This is a genomic window from Micromonospora sp. R77 (assembly GCF_022747945.1).
Taxonomy (GTDB): domain Bacteria; phylum Actinomycetota; class Actinomycetes; order Mycobacteriales; family Micromonosporaceae; genus Micromonospora.
The window spans coordinates 968,093-985,248 of the sequence record NZ_JALDST010000001.1 but is presented as its reverse complement, the minus strand read 5'-3'; the positions used below and the strand labels follow the sequence as shown (position 1 = coordinate 985,248).

Below are 17,156 nucleotides of genomic sequence, written 5' to 3'. Positions count from 1 at the left end.
CTTGATCAACATTCGGGGGCCGGGGGCCGGGGGTGGGCGGGGTGGGTCAGGGGTGGAGGCGTTTGAGGGTGGCTATGTCGGCGGCGTGGCCGACGTGCTTCTCCGTGGGGGTCTCCACCACGATCGGGATTCCTGCCGTGGCGGGGTGGCGCATCAGTTCGGCGAAGGCCGGCTCGCCGATGGTGCCCTTGCCGATGTTCTCGTGCCGGTCCCGGGTGGAGCCGCACAGGTCCTTCGAGTCGTTGGCGTGCACCAGGTGCAGCCGGCCCGGCCCGACGGTCGCCACCAGGGTGTCCAGGGTCGCCGTCATGCCGCCCTCGGCGGCCAGGTCGTGCCCGGCCGCCCAGGCGTGGCAGGTGTCGAAGCAGACCCCGAGCCCGGGGTGCCGGTCCACCGCGTCCAGGTAGGGGCCGAGCTGCTCCACCCGGGAGGCCAGTGACCGGCCCCCGCCGGCACTCGGCTCGACCAGCAGCATCGGCCCGCCGGTGGCCGCCGCGCCGTCCAGCAGCGGCAGCAGCACCTCCCGCAGCTGCCGCATCGCCGCGTCGGCGTGGCCCGCGTCGACGGCGCTGCCGGCGTGGAAGACCACGCCCCGGGCGCCGATGGCCGCGCCCCGGCGCAGCGCGTGCGCGAGGGTCTCCGCCGACCGCTCGACCGTGTCCGGGGTGGGGGAGCCGAGGTTCACCAGCAGCGACGCGTGGATGTAGACCGGCACGTCCCGCTCGCCGCAGCCGTCCCGGAACAGCGCGTCCTGGGCCGGATCGCCCGGGGGCAGCGCCCAGCCCCGCGAGTTGGAGACGTAGACCTGCACCACCTCGGAGCCGGTCGCCTCGACGTACGGCAGGACCGCCCTGGCCAGGCCGCCCGAGGTGGGCGTGTGCGAGCCGACCCGCCGCTGCTGCCCGGTCACAGGCAGGTCAGGGTGACCGGGGTGCCCGGCGGCACCTGCGAGTTCTCGCCCGGGTTCTGGAAGCGGGCCACCCCGTTGGGGTTGAGCTGGATGGTCACCGGGAAGCCCTGGCTCTCCAGCGTCTGCTTGGCCTGCTGACACGGCAGGTCGACGACCCGGGGGACGACCACCTGCGCCGGACCCTTGCTGAGTTCCAGCTTGACCTGGGTGCCCTTCTCGACCCCGGTGCCGTCGGCAGGGCTCTGGCCGAGGACCTCGTCCTTCGGCTTGTCCGAGTCCTTGTACGTCTCGACCGGGGTCAGGCCGAGCTGCGCCAGCGTCGCCCGCGCCTCGGCGACGTTCTTGCCGACCAGGTTCGGCACGGTGATCGGCGCCCGGCCCTTGCTCAGCACCAGGGTGATCTTCGTGCCCGGCTTGACCGACGTGCCCACCTTCGGGTCGGTGCCCAGCACCACGCCCGCGGGCAGGTTGTCGTCGTAGCGCGCCGCGCCCTTCGCCGCCACCAGCTTCGCGTCGGTCAACTCGGCCTGGGCCAGCTCGAAGTCCTTGCCCACCACGTCCGGCACGGGCAGCCGCTCCGGGCCGAGGGAGAGGGTGAGGGTGATCGTGCCGCCCTTGACGATCCGAGCCGCCGACGCCGGCTGCTGGCCGAGCACGGTGTCCTTGGGCGTCTTCTCGTCGTACCGGGGATCGGCGTAGGTCAGGGTGAAACCGGCCCGCGCCGCCCGCGCCTCGGCGTCGGCCTTGGTCAGGCTCACCAGTTGCGGGGCGACCGTGTAGCGGCCCACCCCGAACCACCAGCCGCCGAGCGCGGCCACCAGGCCGAGCGCCACGGCCGCCGCGGCGACCGCCAGCCGGCCGCGGGGCGAGCCCATCACCCGGGTACGCAGACCGGCCAGCCGGGTGCCGAGGCCGGCGTCCTCCCCACCGGCCCGGCGGCGGTGCGGACGCTGCCCGTCACCCTCCGGCAGCCGGGCCCAGGCAGGCCGCTCGACGGGACGCACGGCGGACACCACCATGGTGGGCTCGGCCACCGCGGTGGCGTCGCCGACCCGGCGCAGCACGGCGGTGTGCGAGTTGGCGGCGCCCAGTTCGTCGCGGGCCACCTGCACCTGCGCCAGCAGCGCGCCGGCGTCGGCGGGCCGGGCGCCCGGGTCCCGCCGGGTGGCCCGGCCGACCAGGTCGTCCAGCGACCTCGGCAGCGCGGGCACCAGCGTGGAGGGCGCCGGCACGTCCCGGTCGACGTGCTGCCAGGCCACGTCCACCGGCCGGTCCCCGTCGTAGGGCACCCGGCCGGTGAGCATCTCGAACAGCACGATGCCGGCCGAGTAGACGTCGGTGCGGGCGTCCGCGCGGCCCTCGGTGACCAACTCCGGAGCGACGTACGCCACGGTCGCCATCAGCTGGTTGCCGTTCTCCTCCTCGGAGCTCGCCTCGACCGCCCGGGCCAGCCCGAAGTCGGCCACCTTGACCACGCTGTCGACCAGGCTGGTCATGCCGCCGGTGGGTGCCTCGGCGACCAGTACGTTCTCCGGCTTGACGTCCCGGTGCACCAGGCCGGCGCGGTGCGCGGCGGCGATCGCGGCGAGCATCTGCTCGGCGATCGCGAGCGCCTCGTCCGGGTCGAGCCGGCGCCGCTCGGTGAGCACGTCGCGCAGGGTGCGACCGCGGACGTACTCCATCACCAGGTAGGGCAGGCCGTCGTGGGTTCCCTGGTCGTAGACCGCGACCACGTTCGGGTGGGTCAACCGGGCGATGGTCTTCGCCTCGTCGGTGAACCGCTCCACGAAACCGGCCATCCGGGCGCGGGCCTCGGGTGCCTGGGTCGGATGAATGATCTTGACCGCCACGGTGCGCTCGAGGCGCTCGTCGGTGGCGGTGTACACGGTCGCCATGCCGCCACGCGCCACGCGACCGCGGATGCGGTAGCGCCCGTCGATCAGCGAGCCCAGCAACGTGTCGGCGACCTGTGTGTCCATCGGCAGGCAGTCTATGTGTCCAGAGGGTGAAGGTTGAACAGGATGCTACAGATGGGGTGCGACCTGTTCCGTCCCGCCGCGCTCGTCCGGCCGTCCGGACCGGCGGGCCGACCGGTGGGGGTGCCGTTGCCGGGCCCGCCCACCGTACGTGGCAGGCTGGTCGGGTGACCGATTCCGTACCCGCCGACCAGGCCGCCACCGGCGCGGACCTGCCCGGACCCGCCGACCCGGCCGCCTGGCTGACCCTGCCGGACGTCGCCGAGCGGCTCGACCTGTCGATCAGCAAGGTCCACCAGATGATCCGGGACCGCGAGGTGATCGCGGTACGCCGCGACGGCGTCCGCCGGATCCCGGCCGACCTGGTGGCCAACCAGACCGTGCGCAAGCACCTGCCCGGCGTGCTCAACCTGCTCGCCGACGCCGGCTACGACGACGAGGCCGCGCTGCGCTGGCTGTACGAGGAGGACCCGAGCCTCCCCGGCACCCCGGCCGTCGCCCTCGGCGGCGACCTCGCCCGCGAGGTCAAGCGCCGCGCCCAGGCCCTCGGTTTCTGACCCGTCCCACCCGTCCCACCCCGCTCCCAGCGGTGATCATGGGGTTGGCGGCGTGTCCCGCGTTCGGGAACGCCGCCAACCCCGTGATCGGCCGGGTCGGACGGGACCGACCCGGCCGGGACCGGGCTGGTCAGTCGGCGCGGCGGGTGGCGGCGATGGCCAGGTCCACCAGCGCCTGCCGGGCCTCGGTGTCCAGGTCGACCGTGGTGAGGGCGGCCAGTGCGCTCTCGGTGAGCGTGCCGATCCGCTGCTCGGTACGGTCCAGCGCCCCGCTGCCGCGGATCAGCTCCCGCAGCCGGTCCACCCCGGCCGCGTCCAGCCCCGGATCGCCGAGCCCGCCCAGCAGCACGTCCCGGCCGGCCCCGTCGAGCGCCTCCCACGTCGCCGCCACCAGGTACGTCCGCTTGCCCTCGCGCAGGTCGTCGCCGGCCGGCTTGCCGGTCTGCGCCGGGTCGCCGAAGACGCCCAGCACGTCGTCGCGGAGCTGGAACGCCTCACCCAGCGGCAGCCCGTACGCCGAGTACGCCGCCCGCACCTCGGCTGGCGCGTCGGCCAGCGCCGCACCGAGCAGCAGCGGCCGCTCGACCGTGTACTTCGCCGACTTGTAGCGGGCCACCTTGCCGGCCCGCTCCAGCGAGGTGTCGCCGGTGGCCTGGGTCAGCACGTCCAGGTACTGCCCGACGGTCACCTCGGTCCGCATCTCGTCGAAGACCGGCCGGGCCCGGGCCACCGTGCCCGGGTCGAGGCCGGCGGAGTGCAGCAGCTCGTCGGACCAGACCAGGCAGAGGTCGCCGAGGAGGATCGCGGCCGCGTCGCCGAACCCGTCCGGGTCGCCGCCCCAGCCGGCGGCGCGGTGCCGGGCGGCGAACCGCCGGTGCACCGCCGGCTCACCGCGCCGGGTGTCCGAGCGGTCCATCAGGTCATCGTGGATCAGGGCACTGGCCTGGACGAACTCCAGCGCCGCGAGGGTCGTCACCACCTGGTCCGTGTCCACCCCGCCGGCGCCCCGGTAACCCCAGTACGCGAAGGCGGGGCGCAGACGCTTCCCGCCGCCGAGCACGAAGGCCTCGATCGCCTCGGCGACCGGCGCGAGCGCGTCGTCGACGTCGGCCATCCAGCCGCGCTGGCCGGCGAGGAACTCGGTGAGGGCCTTGTCGATCCGCTGGCGCAGGCCGGCGCGGTCGACGGGGGAGACGGGAGCAGCGTGGGTCACGCCCCGACGCTAGCCGGTCCCCGTTGGTCGCGTCGTGTCGCCGGGTCGGCGCGCCGCGCGTGCTGTCCGTCCGGGCCCCTGCCGACGGGCCGGTCGGGTCGGGCGGTTCACCCCGACCGGCAGCCAGGGACGGGCGGCGGTGAGCAGCGCGCCGTACCGGCGTACCGCGGGCTCGTCGTGGTGCGCGGCGAGCCGGCGGCGTACCTCGGTGAGCTGGCCGGCCGCCCGGGGTGAGCCCGACCGGACGGCGTCGAGCAGCGCGTCGCCGGCCACCGCGCAGGCCTGCTCGACCTCGCCGAGCTGGAGCAGGCCACGGGCCAGCCAGCCGCCGTAGACGGCCGCGCGGCGCGGGCGGCCCCGCCCCGGGCGACCGGGTCGAGCAACGGCACGGCGGCCCCGGCCGGTCGAGCGCGACCAGCGTGCGGCCGGTCATCGCGGCCAGCTCCGCGTCGTCGAGCCAGTAGAGCCAGGTCGGTTCCCGCTCCGGGACCGGTGCGCCGAGCCGCCCGGCCGCGGTCAGCGCCTGCCGGGCGGCACGTCGTCGTCCGCCCAGCGCGGCCGCCAGGGCCACCCGGTGCAGCAGCAGCGCCCGCAGCCCGGGCGAGGCGACGCCGCGCGAGCCGGCGTACCCGGTCCGGGCGAGGGTCAGCGCACCCTCGACGTCGCCGACGCCGGCGAGCAGGTGGCTGGCCGAGCCGAGCACGTGTCCGGCCAGCGCCCGGTCACCGGCACGCCGGCCGCCCGCAGCGCCAGCCGGTAGGCGTCCAGCCCGCCGGCCGGGTCACCGGCGTCGGCGCTCAGCCAGCCGCTGAGCTGGGCCGCCTCGGCGAGGACGGGCAGCAGCCGCCGGCGGCCGCCGGCCCGGCGACGGTGACCGCCCGGGCGGTCCGGCGCAGCCGGCGCAGGCCGTGGCCGGCCAGGTCCGCGCCGCCCGAGAGGTCGTCCCACCGGCGCAGCTCGGCCACCTCCTCGGCCGCCGGGCGGGCCGGACCGGGCCGGGGACCGGTGCCGTCCGGGTCCGCCCCGTCCGGGCCCGGCAGGGGACACCACGGCGGGCCACCGAGCGGGACGCCGGACGGATCGGCCAGCCAGCGGTGCGCCAGGGCGAGCAAGGCCGCCCGGGGCGGGACCGGACGCCGACCGGCCCTCCCGCCGGAGCACCCCACCGGCGGCTGCGGGCCGCCGCGTCGGTGAGCAGCTCGCCGGGCACGCCGAGCACGACGGCGAGCCAGCCCAGCCAGAAGTCGCCGGGCAGCCGCAGCTGCCGTTCCCACCGGGAGACCTCGTGCCGGGTCAGGGTGGGCACCCCGGAGGCGGCGCAGAGCTCGGCGGCGATCCGCTGCTGGCTCCAGCCGCGGGCCAGTCGCAGCTCGGCCAGGAACGGCCCGAGCAGGCGCGGGCCGGATGGCGGGAACGGGGTCATCGGTCCTCCGGGAGGGCTCGGCGCGGGCGACGACGCGGCCGTCCGGCTGGACCGACCGGCGCGTCGCCGGAACGTGCTGACCCCCGCGCGGGCCCCCGGGACCGGCCGTCGGCCGCCCGCCGCGCTGGCACCGTTCTACCCCCGGGGTACGACGCTCCGCGTGCCCGCCGGCTGGGAAGCTCATGGGTGCCGCGCGCGATGCCCGCTAGAGTCGGTGCGTGGCGCTCGGTCTCCCCTCGGTTCTCCCCAATCCCCAACCGGCAATCGGGGAGCTGATCCGCGACCGCCGGCCGACCTTCTCGTTCGAGTTCTTCCCGCCCAAGACGGCCCAGGGCGAGCGGCTGCTCTGGCAGGCGATCCGCGAGCTGGAGTCCTTGCGCCCCTCGTTCGTCTCGATCACCTACGGTGCCGGCGGCTCGACCCGGGACACCACGGTCGCGGTCACCGAGCGGATCGCCACCGAGACGACCCTGCTGCCGATGGCGCACCTGACCGCCGTCAACCACTCGGTCGCCGAGCTGCGGCACGTCATCGGCCGGCTGGCCGGCGTCGGGGTGCGCAACGTGCTCGCCGTGCGGGGCGACCCGCCGGGCAACCCGGGCGGCGAGTGGGTGCCGCACCCGGAGGGCGTGCACTACGCCGAGGACCTGGTCCGGCTGGTCCGGGACGCCGGTGACTTCAGCGTCGGGGTGGCCGCCTTCCCGTACAAGCATCCGCGCTCGGCGGACGTGGCCACCGACACCGCGCACTTCGTCCGCAAGTGCCGGGCGGGGGCCGAGTTCGCGATCACCCAGATGTTCTTCGACGCCGACGACTACCTGCGGCTGCGGGACCGGGTCGCGGCGGCCGGCTGCGACACCCCGATCCTGGCCGGGGTGATGCCGGTGACCCAGATCGGCACCATCGAGCGGTCCGTGCAGCTTTCCGGGGCGCCGTTCCCGCCCGCCCTGGCCGCGCGGTTCGCCCAGGTGGCCGACGACCCGGAGGCGGTCCGGCGGCTCGGCATCGAGCAGGCCAGCGAGATGTGCGCCAAGCTGCTCGACGAGGGAGTGCCGGGGATCCACTTCATCACCCTCAACCGGTCCACCGCGACCCGGGAGGTCTGGCAGCACCTGCAGGCCGACGCGCGGGTGTGACCACCCGTCCCGCCGACACCCGCACCGCCCTTCTACGGTTGTTCCCGTGGTGGGCACACAGCTGAACTGGGACCAGTACGCGACGGCGTGGGCGCGACTGCACGGCGGGTTCGACCCGCGGGCCGCCGCCCCGGTGGTACGCGCCTGGCTGCGTTTCGCCTACCACGTCGGTTTCGTGCTGGGCCGGCTCCGGGTCGGCCCGACCGCCGTCACCGTGGTCGGGGTGCTGCTCTGCTTCTGCGTACCGCTGCTGGTCGGCCGGCCGGGGGACGGGCCGGTCCTCGGCGCGCTCTTCGTGCTGCTCGCCGCGGTGGCCGACAGCGTCGACGGCGCGGTGGCGGTGGCCACCAACCGGACCACCCGCCTCGGCTACGTCTACGACTCGGTCGCCGACCGGCTCGGCGAGGCCGCCTGGCTGACCGCGTTCTGGCTGCTCGGTGCGCCGGGCGCGCTGGTCGCCGCCGCCGGTGGCCTGTCCTGGCTGCACGAGTACGTCCGTGCCCGGGCGGTCGCCGCGGGGATGCGGGAGATCGGCACGGTGACCGTGGGGGAGCGCCCCACCCGGGTCAGCGTGGCCCTGGTCGGCCTGCTGGTCGCCGGGCTCGCCGGCCTGATCGACACCGACCTGACCGCCGGCACGATCACCATGGCCACCACCGTCTGGGTCCTGCTGGCCGGCTTCGGCCTCGGCCAGCTCCTCTCCGCCGTCCGCCGCGCCCTCCTCGACGCCGGCTGACCGCTCAGCCGGACGCGCAGTTTCACGGAAAGAGTGGCCCCCTGGGTCTCGGAGGCCACTCTTTCCGTGAAAAAGGCCCCTCCTCCGGGGCGGGAGGGGCCTCTTTTCGTGTCGGAGGGTGGTTGGGGCGGCGGTCAGGTCACCAGGCGGGGCCGATGTCCTGGGCGACGATCTCGGCGGAGAGGGTGACCATGGGGAGGCCGCCGCCGGGGTGGCCGGAGCCGCCGACCAGCCACAGCCCGGCCGCCGGGCCCCGGTTGGCCGGGCGGAGCAGGCCACCCGCGGTGCCGTAGATCGCCCCGCCGGGGGCGCCGGTCGCCGCGTCCAGGTCGGCCGGGGTACGGATCTCCCGGAACACCAGCCGGTCCCGGACGTCCACCCCGCGCTCGGCGAGCACGTCGAGGATCCGGTCGGCGTACGCCTCGGCCAACCCCGGCCGGCGCCAGTCCACCGCCCCGGCGGCGGTGCCGTGACGGGCGGCGTTCACCAGCACGAACCACGCCTCGTGGCCGTCCGGGCGGACCGACGGGTCGTCGGCGACGGTGACGAAGACGGTCGGGTCGAGCGCCGGCCGGGCCCGGATCCCCCGCCCCGGGTCGCCGAAGACCGCGTCGAACTCGGCGTCGTAGTCGCGGGGGAAGAAGACGTTGTGGTGGGCCAGCCCGGTGTCGCCGCGTACGCCCAGCAGCAACACGAAGCCGGCCAGGCTGCGGTCGCCGAGGCCGGCCAGCCGGCGAGGGCTGGGCAGCAGGTCCCGGTAGAGGGTGAGCGCGTCGACGTTGGCCACCACCGCGTCGGCGGGGACCGGCGCGGCGACGCCGGCGAGGCGTACCCCGTGCACCCGGCCGCCCGTGGCGTCGATCCGGGTGACCGTGGTGCCGGTCTGCACGACCACGCCCAGGTCCAGGCAGCGCGACAGCAGCGCGTCGGCGAGGGTGCCCAGCCCGCCGCGCAGGTACCAGCCGCCGTACGCCAGTTCGGCGTAGGGGACCGCGACCAGGGCGGCCGGGGCGCGGCGCGGGTCGGCGCCGGTGTAGGTGGCGTACCGGTCGAGCAGCATCCGCAGCCGGGGGTCGGACAGGTGGCTGCGGCCCAGCCCGCGCAGGGTGCGGCCGGGGCCGATGGCGGCGAGGTCGCCGAGCCGCCAGGCCAGGGCGGCCAGGTCCCGGGGGGAGTCGATGGGGCGGCGCAGGATGTCCCGGTGCGAGGCCTCCCACACCCGGGCGGCGCGGCGCCACAGCCGCTGCCAGTCGGCGGCGGACCGGTCGCCGAGGGTGGCACCGATCCGGGCGGCGAACTCGGCCGGGTCGGCGCAGGAGTCGAGGGTGGGCCCGCCGCCGGGGAAGACGTGCCGGACGATCGGGTCCAGCGGCGTCAGGTCGAGGTACTCGTCGAGCTTCGCGCCGGTCGCCTCGAACAGGTCGTGGAACACCTGGGGCAGGGTGAGCAGGCTCGGCCCGGTGTCGAAGTGGTACGCCCCGTCCGGCGTGTCGTGGACGTACCGGCCGAGCTTGCCGCCGACGGTGTCGGCGCGTTCGAAGACGGTGACCTCATGCCCGGTGACGGCCAGCCGGGCGGCGGTGGCCAACCCGCCCACGCCGGCGCCGATGACCACGATCCGCGCCATGCCACGTCCTCCTAGCTGACCGGGCGGCCGCGCCAGGACAGGCGCCGCCGCTTCCGCAGATGGTACGACCGCAGGGTCAGCCAACCGAGGACCACGACCGACACGGGGTGGGCCAGCGCGTCGGGCCAGGCCCGCCCGCCGGTGGCCCGGGCGCTGACCACCCGTCCGGCGACGCCCAGCAGGTAGCCGAGGAACGCCACCCCGGCGACCGTCGGCGCGCCCGCCGCCAGCGCCCCCACGGCGACCAGCGGGGGAGCGGTCCAGAGCAGGAGCAGCAGGGTCACCACCACGGCGGCGGCGACCGGGTGCCCGAAGGAGGCCCAGAGCGACTTGGTGTAGCCGTCGCGCAGCTGCGGCCACGTCTCGTACATCCGACAGGCGGCCAGCGCCGACCCGTCGGCCAGGGCGATCCGGCCCCCGGAGCGCTTGACCGCGCGGGCCAGCTCGATGTCCTCCAGGACCTTGTCGGCGACCGAGGCGTGCCCGCCGGCCCGCAGGTAGCCGGCCCGGTCGACGAGCAGGAACTGCCCGCCGGCCGCCGCCAGGGAGGGCCGTGGCGAGCGCTCCATCGCGCGCAGCGGCAGGAAGGTCAGCCACAACCACTGCAGCAGCGGCTGCACCAGCCGGTCGGCCGCCGTCCGCACCAGGATCCTCGGGTACGGCGACAGCAGCGTCGCCCCGGCCGCGCGCAGTTCGGTCACCGCCGCCGCGACGGCGTACGGGGTGAGCACCACGTCGGCGTCGACGAAGGCCAGCACGCCGACGGCCGGGTCGGTGCGCGTGGCGAGCTGCCAGCAGGCGTGTGGCTTGCCCAGCCAGCCGGGCGGCGGGGCGACCCCGGTGAGCAGGGTGAGCCGCGGGTCGTCGCCGGCCACCGCGCGCACCACGTCGGCCGTCCCGTCGGTGGAACCGTCGTCGAGCACCACGATCCGCAGGTCGCGGACCCCCTGCTGGGCGAGCAGCGAGCGCAGGCACGGGGTGACCCGGTCGGCCTCGTCGCGCAGCGGGCAGCACCGCCACCCGCTCGGTCACCTGCACCGGGCCGGCGCCGGGGCGGCGCAGCCAGCGGGTGGCGTTGACCCAGGTGTGGCCGGTGAGCGCGACCAGCGCGACCAGCAGGGCGAGCAGGGCGGTCATGCGGTGGCGTCGACGCCGGGGCGCGGTGTGCGGTGCGGCGCGGGCCGACCCGCGTCGTCCCGGCGGGCCCGCAGCAGCACGACCGCCAGCGGTACGGCGGTGACCGCCATGCCGACCGCGCCCCAGACCGCCGAGGCGGGCAGCCGCAGGAAGACCGCGTGCGCCAGCACGCTGGAGAGGTACGTCCACAGGTAGAGCGCGAACATCGGCGCGTCCCGCCCGTCGACGGTGTCCACGGCCGGGCCGGCGAGGGGACGCAGTGCGCTCATCAGCAGCACCGCGAAGAGCAGCCAGCCGAGGTAGTTGCTGACCGGGATGCCGGGCAGGCCGGGCAGCGCCGGTACGGCGTCCCGCCACCGCCAGTAGCCCTCCGCCACCATCTGCGGGTCGAGGAAGAGGTCCCAGGCGGCCAGCCCGACCGCGCCGAGCGCGACCCGGCCGAGCCGGTCCACCCACCCGACTGCCCGCCGCTCCCCGGCCGGCCCGGAGGTGAGCCGGACCGCGGCCAGCCAGGCCGGCCAGGCCATCCAGGTCCAGGCCAGCGGGATGATCAACGGCACCCCGGCGAGCTTCGGTCCCAGCTCGCCGGAGTAGTCGTAGCTGCCGAACGGGAAGCCGGTGGCCACCCCGAGCGCCTCGATCGCGAAGCCACCCCCGGTGGCCACCGCGACCAGCGCCCCCGCCGCCCGCACGCCCCGGGTGACCAGCGCGTGCCCGACCGAGAGCAGGTAGCCGAGGACGACGGTGGCCACGGTGAGCCCGGCCCGGGTGGCGCCGGTGGTGAGCGGGTAGCAGATCTGGGCGAGGATCAGGACGGCCAGCAGCGCCCAGGGCAGTCGCCGTCGGATCACGGCGCGGCCGGTTCCGGGGCGGACGCTCGCGGGGCGGGCGGGGGCAGCGGCAGGTCGCGACCGAGCACGCCGAACGGGCGTTCGTCGCCGGGGAAGTGGAAGTGCCGCAGCACGTCGACGAAGCCGAACCGGCGGTAGAGCCGCCACGCCCGGGACTGCTGCTCGTCGGCCTCCGGCGTGGAGAGCAGGGTGGTCGTCCCCTCCGCCAGGCCGAGCAGGGCGCGCAGCTGGCCGGCGCCGAGGCCGTGCCCCTGCGCGGGCGGCCGGACGTGCAGCTCCACCACCTCGAAGCAGTCGGTCAGCCAGCGCCGCCGGGCGGTGCCGTCGAGCGCCCGGTGCACCTGGTCGTGCCACCACTGCCCGGGGGCGCCGAGATAGCCGTACCCGAAGCCGGCCAGCTGGCCGGAGGAGGTGAGGCTGGCGACGGCCCGGAAGCCGGGGCGGCGGACGTGGGTGGCGATGTAGCCGCGCCGGGCCTCCAGCAGGTCGGCGCGGTAACCCATCGCCTCGCCGTAGACGGCCACCACGTCGTCCAGCCGCCGGACCAGATCGTCCGGCGTCCACCGCACCAACCTCATGCGTGTCCTCTCGCCTCGTCCGCGTCGCCGTCGGCGACCCATCCCAGCACCGTCCGGTCGCCGACCACGTCGCGCACCTCGAACCGCGCGAAGAGTTCCTCCGCGTACCACCCCTCGGTGGGGGTGCGGGCGATGGCGGCGCGGTGCTCGGGGTGACGGTACGCGAACGCGACGAGGTCCGCCGGATCCCGCCACACGCTCACCGTGCCCTGCCAGCCCAGCGGGGCCTCGCCGACGCCGAACCGGGCGAGCAGGCCGGGGGCGGCGTGCAGGGCGGCGGCGACCGGCGGGATGGCCCGCCAGAAGGTGACCGCCCGGCGGGGCCGCAGCCGGGCCCGGGTCAGCGCGAGCACCGGCCCGTCGACCCGACCACCGGGCGGATCGCCGAAGGGCCGCCGGCCGGACCACTCGCCGCGGCTGGTCAGCGGGCGCAGCTCGACCCGGGCGGACGCGTGGGCGATCCGGGCCCAGGAGCGGCCCACCGGGGAGGCGTCGAAGCCGGCCGCCGCGGCGGGGGAGTCCCAGGCCACCAGGGCGGCCCACCGGGTCAGGTCGGCGTCGCCGGGACCGAAGCCGGTGCCGGTCCCGGTGCCGAGCAGCTTGCCGAACCGTACGCCCCGGGTGTGCCGCAGCCGGCGCGGGTGCAGGGCCATCCGGGCCAGCGCCCGGGGCACCGCCGTCCGGGGGATCCGCCACACGTGCAGCGTGACCAGGTCGGGTACGTCGCTCACGCCACGTCGGCCGGGGTCCCGGCGGTGATCCGCAGCAGCTCCGCGTACGTGGTCGGGAAGACCGCCTGCGGCACCCCGCCGGCCGCCCACACCTCGTCGTACGCCGCGAGGGCGGTGTCGACCAGCGTGCGCAGCGGTCGGGGGTGACCGACCGGGGCGACCCCGCCGATGACCTGGCCGGTGTGTTCCCGGACGAACTCGGGGCTGGCCCGGCGCAGGTGGGTGACCCCGAGGGCGGCGGCGAGGCCGGCGGTGTCCACCCGGTGCGCGCCGGAGGTGAGCACCAGCAGCGGCGCGTCGTCCGCGTCGAAGATCAGCGAGTTGGCGATGGCGCCGACCTGGACGCCGAGCGCCTCGGCCGCCGCGGCGGCGGTGTGCACCGCCTCGGGCAGCAGGCGTACCTGGCTGGCGTCGGCGGAGCCGTCCCGTGCGCCCGCGTCGTCGAGCGCCCGCTGCACCGCCTGCACGTTCGGGTGTGGCTGCATGCCCCCATTCTCCCCGCCGCGCCCGTCCGGTTCCCACCCACCCACGCCGTGTCCCGCCCGGTCAGGCGAACCGGTCGGCGAGCGCGGTCAGCTTCGCCACGTACGCCGGCCAGTCCTGGTCGGGGAGGTTCGAGTTCTCCCGCCGCAGGCCGACCGCCCCGTCGTGCTGCTCGCGCAGGATGTCGGCGTGCCCCGCGTGCCGGGCCAGGTCGAACAGGACGTGCGCGATCACCCCGTGCAGGGTCACGTCCTGCGCGCCCGGCCGCCACCACGACACCCGCCCCGGGGCGTCGAGCGGCAGCAGGTCGATCGTCTCGTCGGCGAAGGCCCCGACCCGACGGTAGAGGTCGATCAGCCCGTCCTTCGTCTCGTCCTCCCGCGCGTACCAGTCGGCCTGCGGGTCCTCGTCGTACGCGGACAGGGGGAGCAGCTCGTCGGGGGTCGGGAACTCGCGCCCGAAGGTGGGCCCGAAGTAGCCGGCCTCGACGTTGAGGCAGTGCTTGACGATGCCCAGCAGGTTGGTGCCGGTCGAGGTGCGGGGCAGTCGGACCTCGCGTTCGCTCAGCCCGTCGAGCTTCCAGATCAGGTCGTCCCGGCACGCCTGGAGGTAGTGCCGCAGCACCTTCTTCGGATCGCTCATGTCACCCATGCCGGCCAGTCTGCCCCGGACGCACGTCGATCCGCTGCCCCCGCCCAGCTGTGTGGATCATGGAGTGGTGGCGCCTGGTACGCCCGGTCAGCGAGTTTTGTGAGGGACCACGACTCCATGATCCGCGTGGCGGCGGCGGGAGCCGGGCCAGGTCGGGGTCGCCCGGGGCCGGCCGGTGGCGTCCACCAGGAGGGCGGCGTAGCCGGTCAGGGTGGCCAGCCAGTCGAGGGCGTCGGCGCCGCGGGCGACCGCCGCCGTGGCGTACACGTCGGCCCAGAGCAGCTCGGGGCCGACCACGGTGACCGACCGGACGGCCTCGGCCGGCCGACCGGCCGGGGGTCGGTGATGTGCGCGCCGCGCCGCGCGGTGCCCGACGTGGCGACCGCGCCGCGCGCCAGCTCGACCACGTCGAGCAGCCGTTCGGGCCCGGCGGGGTCCTCGACGCCGATCCGCCAGGCCGGCCGTCCCGGCACGGTACGCAGCAGCACGTCCCCGCCGGCGTTGAGGCAGAGGTCGTGCTCGGGCAGGTCCGCCAGGTGCCGCGCGGCCCGCTCCACCGCCCACCCCTTGACCAGCCCGGACGGGTCGAAGCCGGTGCCGCCCAGCGGCAGTGGCAGCCGGCGCGCGTCGAACCAGCCGGCGGTCCGCGCGCGGGCCGTCTCGCAGAGCGTCACCACCTCGCGCACCAGCGGGTCGGCGGTGGCGGCCGGGCCGGGCGGCGCCCCGCCAAGCCGACCGAGCACGCTCTCCGCCCGGTACGTGCTGAACACCGCGTCGACCTCGCGCAGCTCGGCGAAGACCCGCTCCACCCGCTCCGCCACCGCGTCGGTACGCACCTCGGGGCCGCGCAGGTGCACGCTGACCGGCAGCCCCATCACCTGCACCACCCAGGCCCGGCGGTCGAGTTCCCCGGTCGGCCTCATTTCAGGTGCGCCGCGTCGATCGCGGCCTGCAGCGACTCCCGGTAGCCGTCGCTGGTGACGGTGGCCCCGGAGACCGTGTCGATCTGCGCGCTCTGCGCCGCCAGGGCCTCCTGCCGCAGGATCGGCACCGCGTAGTCGTTGATCTCCTGGTCCCGGTGGTTGCCGTCGGGCACCTGCACCGCGGCGACGTCGGTGATCTTCCCGCCGGAGACGGTGATCTTCACCTGCACCGGCCCCCACCGGGTCTGCGCCACCGACCCGGTGGCGGTCCCGTTCGACGACCCGCCCGAGTCGCCGCCGGTGGAGCCGGAACCGGAATCGGAGCCGGTGGAGCCCGAGCCGGTGGAGCCGGAGCCGGCGTCGGTCCCGCTCCACGAGCCGGTGCCCGTGCCGCCGGAGCCGGTGCCGGAGGCGATGGCGCTGCTCTCCCCGCCGGGGCCCATCGTGCTGGTCTTGTAGCTGAACAGCAGGACCAGGGCGGCCACGGTGGAGAGCAGCCAGACGGTGATCCGTCGCACGGATCCTCCCTTCGCGCCTGTCACCAGGCGAAACGTTCGTGATGGGTGTGCGCGTCGGGCACCCCGGCCGCGCGGGTCGCGGCGCGGGCGGCATCGACCCAGCCGTCCGGGCCGCAGAGGAAGACGTCGTGCCCGGCGACGCCGGGGGAGAGCCGGCGCAGGGCGTCCGCGTCGGACAGCCCCTCGGCGTACGTCGGCAGCCAGGCGGGCCGCCGGGCCCGGGGGCCGACCAGCCGGTGCACCACCACGCCGCGTTCCGCCGCGAGCCGGTCCAGCTCCGCGCCGAAGGCCAGCTCCTGTTCGGTACGCGCGCGGTAGAGCAGCACCGCCTCGCCCGGCGCGTACGGCAGCTCCCAGAGCAGCGCCAGCAGCGGGGTGATCCCGACGCCGCAGGCGAGCATGGTGATCCCGCCGCCGCGCCAGTGCTCCCCGGTCAGCCGCCCGTACGGCCCTTCGATCAGCACCTTCGTGCCGGGGCGCAGGGTGGCCACCCGGGAGCTGTCGTCGCCGAGGTCCTTGACGGTGATCCGCATCAGGTCCCCGCTCGGCGGTGCCGACAGCGAGTACGGGTGCGCCCGGGACCAGCCGGGGCCGTCCAGGAACCGCCAGAGCAGGAACTGCCCGGCCCGGGCGGGCAGCCGGTGCAGGTGCCGCCCGCGCAGCCAGACCGAGGTGACGCCGGGGGCCTCCGGGACCACCGCGGCCACCTCGACCCGGTGCCGCAGCGAACGCCAGGCCGGCAGGCCCAGTCGGTAGACCAGCACGCTGGCCAGGGCCAGCAGGTAGACCGTCCACCAGTAGGCGCGGGCGGCGGCGGAGGCGAGGAAGTCGGCCCCGGTCCAGAGCTGGTGCGGCAGCGCCAGGGCGATGCCGAGGTAGGCGTACAGGTGCAGCAGGTGCCAGGACTCGTAGCGCAGCCGGCGCCGGGCCGCCCGGACCGAGGTCACCACGACCAGCACCAGCAGCGCCAGCGCCGCGGTGGCCAGCAGCATCCCGGGGTACGAGACGACCAGGTCCCAGGTCTCGGCGAGCACGTTCTGCCGGGCGGTGCCGGCGTACCCGAGGGTGGTGAGCACCACGTGGGCCAGGAGCAGGTGGAAGGAGGTGAAGCCGGCGAGCCGGTGCCAGCGGGCGATCCGGTCCTGGCCGAAGCGCCGCTCGATCAGCGGCACCCGGGCCATCAGCACCACCTGGATCAGCATCAGGTCGGCGCTGAGCAGGCCGGCGAGGCGGCCGAGCGAGGTGAGGCCGGTGGCGAGGCCACCGACCAGCTCCTGCACCCCCCGGTCCGCGGTCCAGAGCGCGGTGACGACCAGCAGGCTGAGCACGGCCGCGCTGCCCGCGACATCGGCCCACCAGCCGGGCGCCGCCGGGAGGGGCCGCCGGGTGGTCCGCCGGTCGGCGACGGCGGCGGTCACCGGACGGTCGTTTCGGTACGGCTGACGTTCATGGGTAAACCCTGGGGCGACCACCTCCGGGACACCTTTGCCGCTGCTGTGCGCCGGCTGGGAATCCGGTTCACCTCCGGCGTGTCCCGGCGCGTCACACGTTGCATTTTCGTCGGGGGGGAGGTGTACTGTCGGGGTAGTTAGAACGAGTGTTCGATTGAGTCGTACGCTCGTTCCAACCGCCGGGTGCGGGTGTTTCGCGGCACCGGATCCCGGCAAGGTGCGGTTCCGCGGACCGCACCGGGCGCCGGACAGTCG

Annotated in this window: 18 protein-coding genes and 1 pseudogene; 4 read left to right on the top strand and 15 right to left on the bottom strand. The window is 75.9% G+C overall.

From position 1 onward, the window contains the following. Positions 1–46 precede the first annotated feature (46 nt). The gene (locus MRQ36_RS04285) at positions 47–910 is read right to left on the bottom strand and encodes a deoxyribonuclease IV (protein ID WP_242792982.1); all 864 of its coding nucleotides are present in this window, start codon (positions 908–910) and stop codon (positions 47–49) included. After that, positions 907–2,889 (bottom strand): Stk1 family PASTA domain-containing Ser/Thr kinase, encoded by a 1,983-nt coding sequence (gene pknB, locus MRQ36_RS04280; protein ID WP_242792980.1) that lies wholly within the window; start codon positions 2,887–2,889, stop codon positions 907–909. Before pknB ends, MRQ36_RS04285 begins: the two co-directional genes overlap by 4 nt. Before the next feature lie 164 nt (positions 2,890–3,053). On the opposite strand from pknB, the gene MRQ36_RS04275 reads away from it, so the two are divergent. Further along, complete coding sequence (locus MRQ36_RS04275) at positions 3,054–3,443, top strand: Rv2175c family DNA-binding protein (RefSeq protein ID WP_242792978.1); 390 nt, start codon at positions 3,054–3,056, stop codon at positions 3,441–3,443. A gap of 130 nt (positions 3,444–3,573) precedes the next feature. On the opposite strand, the gene MRQ36_RS04270 is transcribed toward MRQ36_RS04275, so the two are convergent. Then, on the bottom strand, positions 3,574–4,656 hold the full coding sequence (locus MRQ36_RS04270) for a polyprenyl synthetase family protein (protein ID WP_242792976.1): 1,083 nt from the start codon (positions 4,654–4,656) through the stop codon (positions 3,574–3,576). Positions 4,657–4,665: 9 nt separating this feature from the next. Beyond that, positions 4,666–4,929: a hypothetical protein gene (locus MRQ36_RS04265; protein ID WP_242792974.1), complete on the bottom strand. Its 264-nt coding sequence runs from the start codon at positions 4,927–4,929 to the stop codon at positions 4,666–4,668. Positions 4,930–5,230: 301 nt separating this feature from the next. Between MRQ36_RS04265 and MRQ36_RS04260 the strand changes: the two genes are divergently transcribed. Then, complete coding sequence (locus tag MRQ36_RS04260) at positions 5,231–5,416, top strand: hypothetical protein (protein ID WP_242792972.1); 186 nt, start codon at positions 5,231–5,233, stop codon at positions 5,414–5,416. Positions 5,417–5,437: 21 nt separating this feature from the next. Here the strand turns inward: MRQ36_RS04260 and MRQ36_RS04255 are convergent, their stop codons facing one another. Continuing rightward, entirely contained in the window at positions 5,438–6,079 is a 642-nt protein-coding gene (locus MRQ36_RS04255; RefSeq protein WP_242792970.1) for a helix-turn-helix domain-containing protein, read from the bottom strand. Positions 6,080–6,297: 218 nt separating this feature from the next. On the opposite strand from MRQ36_RS04255, the gene metF reads away from it, so the two are divergent. Then, positions 6,298–7,215 carry a methylenetetrahydrofolate reductase [NAD(P)H] gene (metF, locus tag MRQ36_RS04250; RefSeq protein ID WP_242792969.1) on the top strand — a complete coding sequence of 306 codons (918 nt, stop codon included), beginning with the start codon at positions 6,298–6,300 and terminating at the stop codon, positions 7,213–7,215. A gap of 46 nt (positions 7,216–7,261) precedes the next feature. Next, positions 7,262–7,951, top strand: coding sequence for a CDP-alcohol phosphatidyltransferase family protein (locus tag MRQ36_RS04245; protein ID WP_242792968.1), 690 nt, complete (start codon positions 7,262–7,264; stop codon positions 7,949–7,951). Positions 7,952–8,090: 139 nt separating this feature from the next. Here MRQ36_RS04245 and MRQ36_RS04240 read toward each other — a convergent pair whose 3' ends face one another. The 10 genes and pseudogenes from MRQ36_RS04240 to MRQ36_RS04195 form a co-directional block, all read right to left on the bottom strand. Beyond that, entirely contained in the window at positions 8,091–9,578 is a 1,488-nt protein-coding gene (locus tag MRQ36_RS04240) for an NAD(P)/FAD-dependent oxidoreductase (RefSeq protein ID WP_242792964.1), read from the bottom strand. 11 nt (positions 9,579–9,589) lie between these two features. Next, positions 9,590–10,715: pseudogene (locus tag MRQ36_RS04235) on the bottom strand (glycosyltransferase family 2 protein). Next, positions 10,712–11,563: a carotenoid biosynthesis protein gene (locus MRQ36_RS04230; protein WP_374251085.1), complete on the bottom strand. Its 852-nt coding sequence runs from the start codon at positions 11,561–11,563 to the stop codon at positions 10,712–10,714. Before MRQ36_RS04230 ends, MRQ36_RS04235 begins: the two are co-directional and overlap by 4 nt. After that, positions 11,563–12,144, bottom strand: a complete 582-nt coding sequence (locus MRQ36_RS04225; protein ID WP_242792960.1) for a GNAT family N-acetyltransferase — start codon at positions 12,142–12,144, stop codon at positions 11,563–11,565. Before MRQ36_RS04225 ends, MRQ36_RS04230 begins: the two co-directional genes overlap by 1 nt. Next, positions 12,141–12,875 carry a monooxygenase gene (locus MRQ36_RS04220; RefSeq protein ID WP_242792958.1) on the bottom strand — a complete coding sequence of 245 codons (735 nt, stop codon included), beginning with the start codon at positions 12,873–12,875 and terminating at the stop codon, positions 12,141–12,143. Before MRQ36_RS04220 ends, MRQ36_RS04225 begins: the two co-directional genes overlap by 4 nt. Next, positions 12,872–13,360, bottom strand: a complete 489-nt coding sequence (locus tag MRQ36_RS04215) for a YbaK/EbsC family protein (RefSeq protein ID WP_242792957.1) — start codon at positions 13,358–13,360, stop codon at positions 12,872–12,874. Before MRQ36_RS04215 ends, MRQ36_RS04220 begins: the two co-directional genes overlap by 4 nt. 61 nt (positions 13,361–13,421) lie before the next feature. After that, a complete protein-coding gene (locus MRQ36_RS04210) occupies positions 13,422–14,009 on the bottom strand; it encodes a DinB family protein (RefSeq protein WP_242792956.1) in 588 nt (195 codons plus the stop codon). 206 nt (positions 14,010–14,215) lie between these two features. After that, positions 14,216–14,932 carry an FAD:protein FMN transferase gene (locus tag MRQ36_RS04205; RefSeq protein ID WP_242792953.1) on the bottom strand — a complete coding sequence of 239 codons (717 nt, stop codon included), beginning with the start codon at positions 14,930–14,932 and terminating at the stop codon, positions 14,216–14,218. Beyond that, entirely contained in the window at positions 14,929–15,450 is a 522-nt protein-coding gene (locus MRQ36_RS04200; protein WP_242792952.1) for an FMN-binding protein, read from the bottom strand. The genes MRQ36_RS04205 and MRQ36_RS04200 overlap by 4 nt, the downstream gene beginning before the upstream one ends. A gap of 20 nt (positions 15,451–15,470) precedes the next feature. Further along, entirely contained in the window at positions 15,471–16,868 is a 1,398-nt protein-coding gene (locus MRQ36_RS04195; protein ID WP_242792950.1) for a ferric reductase-like transmembrane domain-containing protein, read from the bottom strand. Between the last annotated feature and the right edge of the window lie 288 nt (positions 16,869–17,156).

What these genes read in the sequence shown, in the direction of transcription:
- MRQ36_RS04215 (WP_242792957.1), bottom strand. Translation starts at nt 13,360, where the DNA reads ATGCAGCCACACCCGAACGTGCAGGCGGTGCAGCGGGCGCTCGACGAC.
- MRQ36_RS04205 (WP_242792953.1), bottom strand. Translation starts at nt 14,932, where the DNA reads ATGAGGCCGACCGGGGAACTCGACCGCCGGGCCTGGGTGGTGCAGGTG.
- MRQ36_RS04225 (WP_242792960.1), bottom strand. Translation starts at nt 12,144, where the DNA reads ATGAGGTTGGTGCGGTGGACGCCGGACGATCTGGTCCGGCGGCTGGAC.
- MRQ36_RS04210 (WP_242792956.1), bottom strand. Translation starts at nt 14,009, where the DNA reads ATGGGTGACATGAGCGATCCGAAGAAGGTGCTGCGGCACTACCTCCAG.
- pknB (WP_242792980.1), bottom strand. Translation starts at nt 2,889, where the DNA reads ATGGACACACAGGTCGCCGACACGTTGCTGGGCTCGCTGATCGACGGG.
- MRQ36_RS04255 (WP_242792970.1), bottom strand. Translation starts at nt 6,079, where the DNA reads ATGACCCCGTTCCCGCCATCCGGCCCGCGCCTGCTCGGGCCGTTCCTG.
- MRQ36_RS04240 (WP_242792964.1), bottom strand. Translation starts at nt 9,578, where the DNA reads ATGGCGCGGATCGTGGTCATCGGCGCCGGCGTGGGCGGGTTGGCCACC.